General features: G+C 72.2%; 10 protein-coding genes. 5 read left to right on the plus strand and 5 right to left on the minus strand.

Going from position 1 to position 13,037, the window contains the following annotated elements; translation table 11 throughout:
* The first annotated feature begins 170 nt into the window (after positions 1-170).
* A complete protein-coding gene (locus OG570_RS43815; RefSeq protein WP_326954588.1) occupies positions 171-956 on the plus strand; it encodes a hypothetical protein in 786 nt (261 codons plus the stop codon).
* A 264-nt stretch (positions 957-1,220) separates the two neighbouring features.
* Here OG570_RS43815 and OG570_RS43825 read toward each other — a convergent pair whose 3' ends face one another.
* Positions 1,221-1,982, minus strand: coding sequence for a thioesterase II family protein (locus tag OG570_RS43825; RefSeq protein ID WP_326948002.1), 762 nt, complete (start codon positions 1,980-1,982; stop codon positions 1,221-1,223).
* 227 nt (positions 1,983-2,209) lie between these two features.
* Here OG570_RS43825 and OG570_RS43830 point away from each other — a divergent pair, with 227 nt between their 5' ends.
* Genes OG570_RS43830 through OG570_RS43840 form a run of 3 tightly spaced genes read left to right on the plus strand, consistent with a single transcriptional unit; the run spans position 2,210 to position 4,539 of the window.
* The gene (locus OG570_RS43830) at positions 2,210-3,799 is read left to right on the plus strand and encodes an acyl-CoA carboxylase subunit beta (protein WP_326954589.1); all 1,590 of its coding nucleotides are present in this window, start codon (positions 2,210-2,212) and stop codon (positions 3,797-3,799) included.
* Positions 3,796-3,987 (plus strand): hypothetical protein, encoded by a 192-nt coding sequence (locus OG570_RS43835; protein WP_326954590.1) that lies wholly within the window; start codon positions 3,796-3,798, stop codon positions 3,985-3,987. Before OG570_RS43830 ends, OG570_RS43835 begins: the two co-directional genes overlap by 4 nt.
* Positions 3,988-3,996: 9 nt before the next feature.
* On the plus strand, positions 3,997-4,539 hold the full coding sequence (locus tag OG570_RS43840; protein ID WP_326954591.1) for a DUF1707 SHOCT-like domain-containing protein: 543 nt from the start codon (positions 3,997-3,999) through the stop codon (positions 4,537-4,539).
* 61 nt (positions 4,540-4,600) lie between these two features.
* Here the strand turns inward: OG570_RS43840 and OG570_RS43845 are convergent, their stop codons facing one another.
* Both OG570_RS43845 and OG570_RS43850 read right to left on the minus strand, forming a co-directional pair.
* Positions 4,601-6,565 (minus strand): hypothetical protein, encoded by a 1,965-nt coding sequence (locus OG570_RS43845; protein ID WP_326954592.1) that lies wholly within the window; start codon positions 6,563-6,565, stop codon positions 4,601-4,603.
* Entirely contained in the window at positions 6,550-7,323 is a 774-nt protein-coding gene (locus tag OG570_RS43850; protein WP_247049358.1) for an ABC transporter ATP-binding protein, read from the minus strand. Before OG570_RS43850 ends, OG570_RS43845 begins: the two co-directional genes overlap by 16 nt.
* A 250-nt stretch (positions 7,324-7,573) precedes the next feature.
* On the opposite strand from OG570_RS43850, the gene OG570_RS43855 reads away from it, so the two are divergent.
* Complete coding sequence (locus tag OG570_RS43855) at positions 7,574-8,809, plus strand: cytochrome P450 (RefSeq protein WP_326954593.1); 1,236 nt, start codon at positions 7,574-7,576, stop codon at positions 8,807-8,809.
* Between the two features lie 246 nt (positions 8,810-9,055).
* On the opposite strand, the gene OG570_RS43860 is transcribed toward OG570_RS43855, so the two are convergent.
* Together OG570_RS43860 and OG570_RS43865 are read right to left on the minus strand one after the other, a co-directional pair.
* Entirely contained in the window at positions 9,056-12,184 is a 3,129-nt protein-coding gene (locus tag OG570_RS43860; protein ID WP_326954594.1) for a non-ribosomal peptide synthetase, read from the minus strand.
* 11 nt (positions 12,185-12,195) lie between these two features.
* Positions 12,196-12,978, minus strand: coding sequence for a hypothetical protein (locus OG570_RS43865; protein ID WP_326947995.1), 783 nt, complete (start codon positions 12,976-12,978; stop codon positions 12,196-12,198).
* Positions 12,979-13,037 lie beyond the last annotated feature (59 nt).

The following is a 13,037-nucleotide window of genomic DNA, read 5'->3' on the forward strand; positions in this document are numbered from 1 at the left end:
CGGAATACGCAGACCGGGTGCTTCACCGGAGAATACGGACGCCGGTTCAACCTGGTTCAGATTATCTTTTTCCGGCCGATCAGACTGGACAATCCCCTGGTCGAGACGTCAAGATAGCGCCTGGCCGCGCATATGTTCACGCTAACGAGTACGGAACATGGGAGCCATTCATGCCTGATACCGGTGGAAGACACCGCATTTCCCGGCGGACGAAACTCGCCACGGCGGCCCTGGGCCTCGCGCTCGCCGCCGGCGCCCTGGTGATCGCGACGACGGCCGGCCAGACCGGCCAGGCCAGCGCGGCGACGTCTGAGCAGATCAGCTGCCCCGACGTCGCCGGGCAGCTGCCCGCGATCCCCGCTCAAGCCCAGGCCGAGGTCCAGCGCAACCTCGCCCTGCTCGACACCCAGATAGCCGAGGCCAACAATCGCCTCGTCACCAGCGCCGGCCAGGGCGGCGCGAACTTCGTCCAGAACGCCATCCTCGGCCCGCTGAAGGACAAACGGGCCAGCACCATCGACCGCATCGCGATCGCGATCGGCCGCGTCACGGCGAAACCCCAGGGCCTCGACGCCCTCGCGGCCTGCACCCTCGGCGGGCAGCCGGCCGCCACCACGTCCGCGGCCGCACCGGCGTCCACCGAACCGAGCGCCGCGGAACCGGCCCAGGGCGGCCAGATCACCTGCCCGGACGTCGAGAGTCAGCTCCCGGCGATCCCCGCTCAAGCCCAGGCCGAGGTCCAGCGCAACCTCGCCCTGCTCGACACGCAGCTCGCCGAAGCGAACAACCGCCTGGTCACCAGCGCGGGCGAGGGTGGCGCGAACTTCGTCCAGAACGCCATCCTCGGCCCGCTCGAGGACAAGCGCGTCGCCACGATCAACCGGATCGCCACCGCGATCGGCCGCAACGCGGACAAGCCCCAAGGCCTCGACGCGCTGGCGCCCTGCAGCTTGTGAGGTCCCGCGGCCGGCGCACCCCGTGCGTCGGCCGCTAGCGACCATGCCTTTGGTCCAGGTGATCACGGCGTTCGGACGACCGCTGCTCGGTGGACGATGGCCGGCTTGTCCGGCCCGCGTCACTGCTTGGGCAGGGTGAAGCGGCGTTCGACCACGTTGCGACCGCAGTAGCCGACCGAGTCGAAGGCCGGCGGGCGCCCGCCGCGGGAACCGTGGCGTTTGCGATGCCCGGCCTGATCAGCCGGCTCGGGAGCGGCCCGGCCGCTAGCCGCGCGACGAAGCAGCCGCGGAGAGCCGGGCGGCGATCAGGCTGTTGACGGCCGCGTGGTGTTCGTTCAGGTAGAAGTGGGCGCCCGGGTAGGTGCGCAGCTCGAACGCGCCGGACGTGTGCGTGGCCCACTGCCGGGCCTCGTCGGCGGTCACCTTGGGGTCGTGGTCGCCGATCAGGGCCAGCACCGGGCAGCTGACGTCGGGGCCGGGGCGGTAGCGGTAGGTCTCGGCGGCCTTGTAGTCGTTGCGCAGCGCCGGCAGGACCATGCGGATGATCTCGTCGTCCTCCAGGACCTTCGCGTCCGTGCCGCTCAGGCGCTTGACCTCGGCGAGCAGGCCGTCGTCGCTCTCGCGGTGGTAGCGCTCGTCGCGGAACGCCGAGGGCGCCCGGCGGCCGGAGACGAACAGGCCCAGCAGCTCGGTGCCGCGCGGTTCCAGCCGGCGCGCGACCTCGAAGGCGAGGCTGGCGCCCATGCTGTGGCCGAAGAACGCCAGCGGGCCCGGCTCGGCGGCGAGGATTTCCGCCAGCTGGTCGGCGAGCACGAACAGGTCGTCCACCAGCGGATCGGTGCGGCGGTCCTGACGGCCCGGGTACTGGACGGCGAGGACCTCCACCGCCGGCGAAAGCGCCGCCGACACGGGGTGGAAGTAGCTCGCGGAACCACCGGCGTGCGGGAAGCAGACCAGCCGGGCCGTCGCGGCCGGGGCCGGGTGGAACCGCCGGATCCAGAGCTGGCTGTCCAGGGAGAGGGTCATGGCCGGGCCTTCCGCGTGTCGGCTGTGCTGTCGCGCGCTTACCCCGCCGAATCTGTCAAACACCCGCGCGCGGGTCGACCCCTAGGTTCCGGATGAGGGGGTGCTGGGGGCCGGGGGTGGCAGACAGGGGGCCGACGTGCTGGTCCGGACGGTGCCGGCCGGTTTCAATGACTTACCGGCATCCGGCCGCGAGGGGAACCGCCGAAAGAAACACGTTGGGGTGAGTCATGACCGCCACCGAAGATCTCGTCGTCGGCGACCTGCCGGCTCTCGACATCGAGGCCAAGGTCGCCGAACTGGCCGAGCTGCGGGCGCACGCCGTGTCGCCGTCCCGGCGCGCGACCGAGCGGCAGCACGCCAAGGGCAAGCTCACCGTCCGGGAGCGGATCGACCTGCTCTTCGACGAAGGCACGTTCCACGAGATCGACCAGCTGCGGCGGCACCGCGCCACCGGGTTCGGCCTCGAGGACCGGCGCCCCTGCTCCGACGGCGTGGTCACCGGCTGGGGCCAGGTCTTCGGACGGCGCGTTTTCGTCTACGCGCACGACTTCCGGATCTTCGGCGGCTCGCTCGGCGAAGCGCACGCGGCGAAGATCCACAAGCTGATGGACCTCGCCGAGTCCGCCGGCGCGCCGCTGGTGTCCCTTTCGGACGGTGCGGGCGCGCGGATCCAGGAGGGCGTCAGCGCACTCGCCGGGTACGGCGGGATCTTCCGGCGCACCGTCCAGGCGTCTGGGGTGATCCCGCAGATCAGCGTGCTGCTCGGCCCGTGCGCCGGCGGCGCGGCCCACTCCCCCGCGCTGACCGACTTCGTGTTCATGGTCCGCGACATCGCGCACATGTACCTCGCCGGCCCGGACGTCGTCCGCTCGATCACCGGCGAGGACATCACCCACGAGCAGCTCGGCGGCGCGGACGTGCACGCCGGGCTGTCCGGCGCGGCCGGGTTCGTCTACGACACCGAGGAAGAGTGCCTCGAAGAGGTCCGGCACCTGATCTCGATGCTGCCGGCGAACAACCGCGAGCTGCCGCCGTCGCTGCCGCCCGGCGAACCGGTGGACCGGCCGAACCCGGCGCTGCTGGAGCTGGTGCCGGTCGACGCGGACCGCGGCTACGACATGCGCGAGGTCATCGCGGAGATCGCCGACTACGGCCACTTCTTCGAGGTGCACGCGAGCTGGGCGCCGAACGTCCTGTGCGGGCTCGCGCGGCTCGGCGGCGAGGTCGTCGGGATCGTGGCGAACCAGCCGGCGGCCGGCGGCGGGGTGCTGGACATCCCCGCGTCGGAGAAGGCGGCGCGGTTCGTCCAGACTTGCGACGCCTTCAGCATCCCGCTCGTCACGCTCGTCGACGTCCCGGGGTTCCGCCCCGGCAGCGACCAGGAACACGGCGGGATCATCCGGCACAGCGCGAAGCTGCTTTACGCCTACTGCAACGCGACCGTGCCGCGCGTGCAGGTCGTCCTGCGCAAGGCCTACGGCAGCGCGTACCTCGTGATGGACTCCCGCTCGATCGGCTGCGACCTGTCCTTCGCCTGGCCCACCAACGAAATCGCGGTGATGAGCGCCGAGGACGCCGTCGACGTCGTGTTCCGGCGCGAGATCGCCGCGGCCGACGACCCGGAAGAGGCGCGCCGCCGGCGGATCCAGGAGTACCGGACCGAGCTGGCGCACCCCTACCACGCCGCCGAGCGCGGCCTGGTGGACGACGTGATCGACCCGGCCCGGACCCGGCCGGTCGTCATCGAGGCGCTCGCCGTGCTGCGGACGAAGTACGCCGCGCCGCCCGCGCGCAAGCACGGGAACCCGCCGGTATGAGCGGCCCGGACGACGACCTGGCCGTGATACTCGCCGTCCTCGGCGCGCTGGGCAGTGCGAGAAGCCCGAAGCGGGACCGGCCGCCCACCGCCGCGCCGTGGCTGCGCGCCGCGGGTTACACCCCGCCCGGCTCCTGGATGAGCCGTCCCCGGGAAGTAGGGGTGCCGCCGGGCTTTCCCCCTGGTTAGCGTGGAAACATGAGCGACCAAGACACCCTCCGTGTGTCCAATCTGGACAGAGAACGCGCCGCGCGGCTGCTGCAGGACGCGCTCGGCCAAGGCATGCTGGAACTCGAGGAGTTCGCCCAGCGCTCGGCCGCGGCGGCGGCCGCGCGCACCCGCGGCGACCTCGCTCCGCTGCTCGCCGACCTGCCGTCCGGCACGCTCGCCGCGCTCGAGACGCCGCCGCTGGTGCTGAAGGCGGGCATGGGCGACGTCAAGCGCACCGGCCCGTGGGACGTGCCGAGCCGCATCGACGCCAAGTGCTCCTCCGGCGACGTCCGGATCGACTTCAGCGAAGCGACGTGCCCGCACCGGGAAGTCACGCTCAACCTGGACTGCGGCTGGGGCACCATCCTCGTCATCGTCCCGCGCGGCTGGACCCTGCTGTTCGAGGCCATGGCGACCGGCGCCGGCGACATCACGAACAAGGTCACCGCGCCGCCCGAGCCCGGCCTGCCGGTGCTGCGCGCGCACTGCAAGGTGACCGCGGGCAACATCCGCTTCCGCCACCCCCGCTGAACGCCCCGCACCCGCGAAAAGGCCCGGCTCACTCGGTGAGCCGGGCCTTTTCGCACCGCGGTCAGCGGGCCGCCGCGTGCTCGCGGCCGTTCTCCTTCTCCTCTTCCGGCACTTCGGTTTCCTCCGCCGCCGCCAAGGCTTCGGCCTTGCGCTTGGCGACGCGGTGCATCAGCACGACCGTGCCGAAGGAGCACGCGCCGAGCACGATCGAGCCGATGGCCACCAGCACCCGCAGCCCGGGCGCGACGTGGGCGACGAGGAACCAGCCCGGCAGGGTCGCGCCGAACAGGCTCAGGCCCAGCGACACGAATCCCTGCGGGATCACCAGCAGGACGCCGAGCAGGACGAACAGCGCGACCGCGGCGTTCTGCGGACCGCTGAGGTCGTCCTTCTTCGCCGGCTCCTCTTCCTCGCCCTCCGCCGGCTCGTCGGCGGAGACCTTGACCTCGGTCCGGACGCCCTTGCGCATCAGGTCGAGGATCTCCGGGCCCGCCTTCTCCAGGCGGCGGTAGGCGAGCCGGCCGAACAGCCAGTAGTAGAACGCGCCGGTGAGCAGCCCCGCCGCGACGCCCGCCCAGCCCAGCAGCGTGCTGCCGGTGCGGAACCCGATCAGCACGACGACCGCGGCCGGCACGGCCAGCAGGATCTGGCCGAACAGCATGCCGAAGATCTTCAGCCGGACCTGGTCGCCGCTTTCGTCGGTGAAGCCGTCCATCGGGTTGCCACCGGGGCGGTCCTGGAACGGCGCGACGCCGACCAGCGAGACCAGCGGCACCAGGCCCGCCGCCCCGCCGAGCATCGCCGGCAGCACGGCCAGCACCCACGGCCACGCCCAGCCCTGCCCGCTGACCAGCGTCAGCAGCGCGGTCAGCACGAGCACCGGGACCGCGACCAGCAGCAGCCACGCGACCTGCCGGGCGCGGACGTCGACGCGTTCGGCCGCCGGGGCGACCAGCGTCAGCCACAACGCGCCCGCGTCGAGGCCGTAGACGTTCGCCGACAGCGCGCCGGCGAACAGCGCGGTGATCACGCCCGCGAAGGGCAGCAGCACGGTGTTGCCGTCGAGCAGCGGGAACAGCCCGCTGAACAGGCCCGCCCACAGCGCGATGCTCAGGAACCGGGCGCGGCGCAGGTCGCGGACCCACAGCCGCAGCTCCTTGCCCAGCACCCCGCCGAACGGCCCGCCGGGCAGGATCCGCTTGGTGGCCAGGCTGTCGCCGCCGGTCTGCGTCGTGCCGCCGTCGGAGAGGCCCCGGACGAGCTGGCGCGAAAGCAGCGCCGAGAACACGAAGAACAGCACCGCGCCCAGGACGGCGAGGCCGCCGAGCGAGAGCGCGACGACGCCCCAGTTGCCCTTGCCCGCCGCGTCCACCGCGACGACCGCCCAGCTCGACGGGAGGATCCGCAGGACGATGCCGCCGCCGTCGGCCCAGCCGCCGCTGAACGTGCGGATCGCCAGGCCGATGTCCATCCAGCCGGTGTTCTGCAGGCCCAGCACGAACCCGACGACCAGCGACGACAGCTCCCAGCCGAACCGCGACCGGACGAGCCGGCCCAGCGCCTGCATGCCGACCTTCGACAGCACGACGACGAACCACAGCTGCAGCAGCACGGCCGGGATCGCGACGAGCGCGGCGGCCAGGCCGAGGTGGGCGCCGTAGACGAGCAGCACGGCGAACGCAACCAGCGCGACCACCGGCGTGATGCCGACGAACCCGGCGCCGACCATGCCGATGGCCAGGGTGCGCGGGCGGATCGGCAGCAGGGTGAAGTACTCCAGCCGCAGCACCGCGTCGCCGCCGGTGAGCATCGGGCCGAACAGCCAGCCCAGCGTCCACACCATGAGCAGCAGCGACAGCACCGCGACGGCGGTTTCGGGCGAGCCGAAGTGCGAGAACCCGACCACGAGCGTGCCGATCGCGAGGACAAGGCCGATCGACCCGCCCGCGAGCATGCTGGCCGCGCGCTGCCCGCTCATCGAGCGGCGCAGCACCGCCAGCTTCATCCGGATCAGGACGCCAACCACGCCAGCCCCTCCATCCCCCCGGTGCGGGCGCCGACGAGCTCGACGAAGACGTCTTCGAGGCCGCGCCCGGCGCGGACCTCGTCGACCGGGCCGGCCGCGGCGACCTGGCCGCGGGCGATCACCGCGACGTGGTCGCAGAGCTGCTCGACCAGGGCCATCACGTGGCTGGAGAACACGACCGAGCCGCCGGAGGCGACGAAGCGCTGCAGGATCGTGCGGATGGTGGCCGCGGAGACCGGGTCGACCGCTTCGAACGGCTCGTCCAGCACCAGCAGCTTGGGCGCGTGCAGCAACGCCGTCGCGAGGCCGATCTTCTTCCGCATGCCGGTGGAGTAGTCGATCACCAGGGTGCGGTTGGCCTCGGTCAGCTCGAGGACCTCCAGCAGCTCACCCGCGCGTTCGTCGATCTGCGCCTCGGGCAGGCCGCGCAGCAGCCCCTGGTACGTCAGCAGTTCGCGGCCGGTCAGGCGCTCGGGCAGGGACATGCCGTCGGGGAGCACGCCGACGAGGGCCTTGGCGTGCACCGGGTCGGCCCAGACGTCGACGCCGAAGATGTGCGACGCGCCGGCGTCGGGGCGGAGCAGGCCCACGGCCATCGAGAGCGACGTCGTCTTGCCCGCCCCGTTGGGCCCGACCAGGCCGTAGAACGAACCCTTCGGCACGGCGAGGTCGACCCCGTCCACCGCGACCTTCCGGCCGAATCTCTTGCGCAACCCGGAGAGCCGGAGCGCGGGTGCACTTTCGTCGATCGTAGGCACGTGGATCATCCCCATGGTTCGGGCGGCCCGCCGGCCGCGCTTTACCGGGCACAGCGTAGCGGCCTGCCGGGGAAAAGAGAACGCGGCACAACTGAACAGTTCGCGTCCCGCGATAAGGGTGGGCATAGGGGTTACGAATCGGCGTGTCGCGCAATTACGGTGGCAGCCGACTGCCGAGTCGACCAAACCGGCCGAATCAGACTAACCACCCCGGGCAGCGAAAAGCAATTCCGAGCCGAGGGAAGAGCCGATGACGACATCGACCGACAGCGAACTGGAGGCCCAGCTGCGCACCGCGCGGGCCGGGCTCACCTCGCTGGGCGCCCTGGGCGACCGGATCGCCGCGCTGATGCTCGGCCCGGAGGACCCGTACCCGGTGTACGCGCAGATGCGGGCCCGCGGGCCGGTGCAGAAGAGCCGGATCGGGATCTACGCGGTGCTCGGGCGCGACATCGCCGACAGCGTGCTGCGCGACCGCCGGTTCGGCCGCCGGACACTCGGCGGTTACTGGCCGCAGGGCACGTCGACGTTCGACAATTCCTTCCTGGCGATGGACCCGCCGGAACACACCCGGCTGCGCAAACTCGCGATGCCGGCATTCAGCCCGAAGACCATCGGGGCACTGCGCCCGGATATCGAACGGGCGTGCCGGGAACTGCTCGACGCCGTCGATTCGAGCAAGCCGTTCGACTTGATGGAGAAATACGCGAAGCGCGTTCCGTGCGCGGTGATCGCGACGCTGTTCGGAATTCCGGAATCGCGGCAGGCGGAGTTCGACGAGCTCGCCGCCGGGCTGAGCCTGGTGCTCGACGGCGTCGTCTCCCTGGCCGAGGCCAAGCGCCTGCAGGACGCCGTCGACGGCATGACCGCGTTGTTCACCGAACTGCTCGCGCTGCGCGTCGCCGAGCCGGGTCCGGACCTGGTCAGCCGGCTGCTGCAGTCGGTGGACGGCGACAAGCTGACCGCGGCCGAGCTGGTCGCGATGTGCGGGATGCTGTCGCTGGCGGGCACCGAGACCACGGTCAACCTGATCGGCAACGGCACGCTCGCCCTCCTGGAGCACCCCGGGCAGTGGGACCTGCTGCGCGCGGACCCGGACCTCGCGCCGAAGGCCGTCGAGGAGGCGCTGCGCTACGACACCTCGGTGCTGATGCAGGCGCGGTTCGCGCACGAGGAGGTCGAGCTGGGCGGCAAGCGGATCCCGGTGGACAGCCAGGTGACCATCCTGACGGGCGCGTGCAACCGCGACCCGGACGCCTTCGACCGCCCGGACGTCTTCGACCTGCACCGCCCGTCGGGCCCGGACCACATCTCGTTCTCCAGCGGCATCCACTACTGCCTCGGCGCCCCCTTGGCCCGCCTCGAGGGCGACGTCGCGTTCCGCGTGCTGCTGGACCGGTTCCCGAACCTGCAGCGGGCGGGCGAGGTGACACGCCGCGCGTCACCGTTCATCCGCGGCCTGCACGCGTTCCCGGTGACCGGCTGAGCTTTCCCTCCCGCGCCGGAAAGCCGTGAAGGCCACCTTGAGGGACTCTGAGTCCCTCAAGGTGGCCTTCACGGCTTTCCGCTGTGTGTGGGAGCGGCTGGTCTGGGGCCATGGCCGCGAGGGGTCGATGGAGGATTTGGGACGCTCAGCGGCCAGAATCCTCCATCGTCGAACGCTTGCCGTACCCCGGAAAAGGGAGGGACCCCGGCGCGGAGGGGCGCGCCGGGGTCCGAGGGGGGAGGGTGGTCAGGGAGTCCGGAGCAGGTCACGGACGTGGTCCGCGAGCTGGCCCGGGGTGGGCATCGAGAAGACGTCCGTGAGCTTCAAACCCACGCCCGTCAGGTCCTCGACGTGCTGCACCAGCTGGACGCCCAGCAGGGAGTGCCCGCCGACGACGAAGAAGTTCGTGTCCGCCGCGACGTCCTGGCGGCCCAGCAGGCCGGCCCACAGGCCGATCAGCGTGTCCAGCAGGTCGCCGTCGGCGGCCGGGGAGCCCGGCTCCTCCCCCGCCGCGGCGCGCCGGTCGGCGGCCAGGCGGGTCAGGGCCGGGTAGTCGATCTTCTCCGTCACCGTGGTGGGCAGCCGGTCGATGGTGACGAACTCGTGCGGGACGGCGGCCCGGGGCAGCTGCGCCCGGGCGTGCTGCCACAGCCGGTCGGCCAATCCTGACGAATCCGGCCCTTCGACGAACGCCACCAGGATGCCGCCCGCGCTCGGCTCGCCGACCAGGACGACCGCGACGCCGGCCACCTCCGGGTGCTCGGCCAGCACGGCCTCGACCTCGCCGAGCTCGATCCGGTTGCCGCGCAGCTTGATCTGCCGGTCCACCCGCCCGACCAGCTCGCACGTGCCGTCGTGGCGCCAGCGGCCCTGGTCGCCCGTGCGGTAGTAGCGCCCGTGCACCGGGTGCTCGCGGAACTTGTCCGCGGTCAGCTCGGGCCGGTTGTGGTAGCCGATCGCGACGCCGCCGCCGGCGATGCACAGCTCGCCGTGCACGCCCGGCGGGAGCTCGCGCCCGGCGTCGTCGGCGATGAACACCGTGGTGTTGCGGATCGGCCGGCCGACGACGATCGGGTCGTCCGGCGAGGTCAGCCGGGCCGCGGTGGACCAGACGCACGTCTCGGTCGGGCCGTAGAGGTTGCGCAGCTCGCAGCCGGTGGCGACGAGCCGCCGCAGCAGCGCGGGCGGCATCGGCTCGCCGCCGCAGACCACCTTGACCCCGGCCAGGAGGTCGGCGACGTCGTCCAGGACGAGCCGCCACGTCGTCGGCGTCGCCTGCAGGAAGTCGACGCGGTGCTCGGCCAGCACCGCGCGCAGGGCCCGGCCGTCGGTGCGGGCCTCGTCCGGCGCGACGACCAGCGTGGCGCCGGCGTACAGCGGGAGGAACAGGTCCATCACCGACATGTCGAACGCGAACGTCGTCATCCACAGCCCGCCGTCGCCCGGGCCCAGCCCGGTCTCGCCGCGGAAGTGCGTGACCAGGTTCGCGAGGTTGCGGTGCGCGAGCACCGTGCCCTTGGGCTTGCCGGTGGACCCCGAGGTGTAGATCAGGTACGCGCACGCGTCGTCCGCCTCGTCGCCTTCCACGACGAGGGTGTCGGGGACGGCCGGCCCGTCGGCCGTGATGGCCGGCAGCGGCAGCACGGTCCGGCCGTCGGCGTCAAGGGAGACGCCGTCGCCGACCAGCAGCACCCGGGCGCCGGAGTCGGCGAGCTGGTGCTCGACGCGGTGCGCCGGGTGATCGGGGTCGATCGGCAGGTAGGCCGCGCCGATCAGCCAGCAGCCGAACACCGCCGCGACGAGTTCGGGGCCGCGCCGCCCGGCCAGCCCGACGATGTCGCCGGGGCCGGCGCCCTGGCCGCGCAGCCGGTCGGCGGTGGCCTGCGCGGTGAGCCACAGCTCGCGGTAGGTCACCGCGCGTTCGCCGTCCCGCACGGCGACCGCGGCCGGCTGGGTGGCGACGTGGTCGGCGACCGCCTCGAGGACCGTGCGCGCCCGAGTCGGCCGCCGGGTCTTGTTGGCCGCGTCGACCACGGCCCGGTCGGCGGGGCTGAACAGCGGCAGCTGCCCCACCGGCCGCTGCGCGTCGGCGCCGGCGGCGACGAGCAGCGCGTCGTAGCGGCGCAGCAGCGCCTCGACGTCGGCGCGGAAGTGCGAACCGGTCGCGTACCGTCCTTTGAGGACGGTTTCGTCCGCGTCCGCCTGCACCACCAGTTCCAGGTCGAACTTGCTGGTGCCGTTCTCGACGCTGACCGGCCGGGTGTGCACCCCGCCGATGCCGAAGCGCGGCAGGCCGCCGCCCGGCTGGTAGTTGAACAGGTGCCGGAAGATCGTGCTGCGCCAGTCGGAACTCGCCCGCGGCAGTTCCGGGAGCAGCAGGTCGACCGGGACGTCGGCGTGCGCCAGCGCGTCGAAGTACACCGAGCGGGTGCGGGCGACGAGGTCGGCGAAACCGGCGCCGAACTCGACGCCGACCCGCAGCGGCAGCACGTTCACGTGGTAGCCGATGGCGCCCTGGGCGTGCGACGGCCGGGTGTTGACCGGCGTGCCGACGACCAGGTCCGGGCCGGCGCCGTGCCGGGCCAGCAGCAGGTAATAGGCGGCCATGTGCACGACCGCGTCGGGGGCCCGCAGCTCGCGCCGCAGCCGGTCGAGCGCGGCGAGGGCCTCGCGGGAGAGCCGGTGCTCGACGAAGTCCCCGTCCAGGACGGACTCGGCCGCCTCGGGCGTGCCGACCGAGAGCCCGAGCGCGGTGGCGTCGAACCCGGTGAGGTGCTCGCGCCAGTAGGCGATCCCGGTCTCGGTCGGCACGACGTCGGGGGTGGCGCGGACCTCGGCCGCGAGCACGGCCGGGCACGAGCGCCCGACGGCCAGCGCCTCGTAGGCCTTCGCCAGTTCGGTGAAGAAGACGGCGGCGGAAATGGTGTCGAACACGAGGTGGTGCGCCGAAACGCACACCACGTCGCCGTCCGGGCAGCGGAAGTGCGCCAGCCGGATCGGCGGCGTTCCGCCGATCTCGAGCGGCGCGGCCGCGAACCCGGCGACCCGCGCGTCCACCAGCTCCCGGCTCGTGTCCACAGTGGACACGTCGAGGGTGACCGCGGACGCGGGCAGCACCTCGGCGGTGAGGCGGGTGCCCTCGTCGTGGAAGACCCGGCGCAGCCCGTGGTGCCGCCGCTGGACCAGCCGCGCCGCTTCCGCGAGCACCACCGGGTCCAGCGCGACCGGCACCTCGAACCGCACCGCGACCGTGTTGACGCCGCTGCCGGGGACCAGCCGGTCCAGCAGCCACAGCGCCTCTTCCTTGGACGTGACGCCGGCTCTCGCCGGTACCTCGACGTCCTGCCCCGGGCCCTTGCCGGTGAACGTGCGCATCGTGGGTTCTCCTACTTCAGCAGGCCCGACACGGCTTCGGCCACCGCGGAGCGGCGAAGCAGGTCGTGGCGGTCGAGGTCGAAGGAAATCTCGGCGCCGGCCAGGTGGCGGCCGTCCGCCGGGGCGTCGGAGTTGATGACCGTGCAGGTGCTCAGGTCGACGGCGGTGTCGACCTGGGTCGCGCCGACGAGGTAGTGCACGTAGGCGTCGAACCAGCTCATCATCTCGTTGCGGCGCGCCTCGTTGAGGCCGAGCCGGCCGAGCCCGACGTGCCCGACCTCGCGGTAGAGCTTGATCAGCGAGTCGCCGAGCACCACGAGGTCGTCGGCGCCGTCGGCCTCGGCGAAGCCGACGGTCTTCGACTCCTCGATCTCCTGCGGGGTCAGCACGCCGACGAGCTTGTCCAGCAGCTTGTGGAACTGCCAGTACAGCACGATCGCACTGACCGGTTCCGGGTCGAACATGACGACCGCGGGCTGCGTGCCCCGGCGTTCGCCGATCCGGCGGGCCAGCGCCGAGGCGTAGACGCCGCCGACGCAGAACCCGAGCACGCCGCGGATCTCGCCGTCGGGCAGCGCGTCGAGCCACCGGGTCAGGTAGTCCTCGCCGGTCATGTCGTCCTCAGTGCCCGGCTCCGGCTGCATCGTCTCCCAGACCGTGCTGGGCACGCTCAAGGCGGGCGCCAGGTCGGAGAACGTCGCTTCGGAGCGGCCGGGGGAATAGAAGTCGACCGCCAGCACGAAGTCGTTCTTCGCGCCGTTCTTCAGGATTCGCCATTCGGTGAAATCGTTCATCACAACTCCCCAGTACTCTGGAATTCGCGTCAAGCCTAAATGGAGGACCCCCAGGTCAT

Source organism: Amycolatopsis sp. NBC_01286 (assembly GCF_035982555.1).
GTDB lineage: Bacteria > Actinomycetota > Actinomycetes > Mycobacteriales > Pseudonocardiaceae > Amycolatopsis.

Bases quoted from the DNA above. Each gene is read 5' to 3' on its own strand.
- OG570_RS43815 (WP_326954588.1), top strand. From the start codon at position 171: ATGCCTGATACCGGTGGAAGACACCGCATTTCCCGGCGGACGAAACTC.
- OG570_RS43825 (WP_326948002.1), bottom strand. From the start codon at position 1,982: ATGACCCTCTCCCTGGACAGCCAGCTCTGGATCCGGCGGTTCCACCCG.
- OG570_RS43830 (WP_326954589.1), top strand. From the start codon at position 2,210: ATGACCGCCACCGAAGATCTCGTCGTCGGCGACCTGCCGGCTCTCGAC.
- OG570_RS43835 (WP_326954590.1), top strand. From the start codon at position 3,796: ATGAGCGGCCCGGACGACGACCTGGCCGTGATACTCGCCGTCCTCGGC.
- OG570_RS43840 (WP_326954591.1), top strand. From the start codon at position 3,997: ATGAGCGACCAAGACACCCTCCGTGTGTCCAATCTGGACAGAGAACGC.
- OG570_RS43855 (WP_326954593.1), top strand. From the start codon at position 7,574: ATGACGACATCGACCGACAGCGAACTGGAGGCCCAGCTGCGCACCGCG.
- OG570_RS43860 (WP_326954594.1), bottom strand. From the start codon at position 12,184: ATGCGCACGTTCACCGGCAAGGGCCCGGGGCAGGACGTCGAGGTACCG.
- OG570_RS43865 (WP_326947995.1), bottom strand. From the start codon at position 12,978: ATGAACGATTTCACCGAATGGCGAATCCTGAAGAACGGCGCGAAGAAC.